Genomic DNA, 267 nt, shown 5'->3' on the forward strand with positions numbered 1-267 from the left:
GCGGTTCTTCGCATAGGGCAGATCTTCCGGCGCGTAGTGCAGGAAGTGGATCGCGAGAGTCCGGTCGCCACCAGCTGCAGCCACGACAGCATCGCTGCCTTGCCGCCGATCCCGGCCGGAATGAAGCGGCCATGCTTTTCCGCGAGATACAGCAGGATGGCATGCGAATCGAAGACCGTGACCCCGTCGTCGACGAGAGCGGGAACCTTGGCATTGGGATTGATCTTCAGAAATGCCGGCGCGTGCTGCTCGCCCTTGAAGATATCG

General features: G+C 61.4%; 1 protein-coding gene. It reads right to left on the reverse strand.

Features of this window, described 5'->3' with window-relative positions:
* Window positions 1-267, reverse strand: a 267-nt coding sequence (locus tag SB772_RS41675; protein WP_410838729.1) for a glutathione S-transferase family protein, incomplete at both ends; no start/stop codon positions are given.

Source organism: Paraburkholderia sp. SIMBA_030 (assembly GCF_046535245.1).
In the GTDB taxonomy this organism is placed as follows: domain Bacteria; phylum Pseudomonadota; class Gammaproteobacteria; order Burkholderiales; family Burkholderiaceae; genus Paraburkholderia.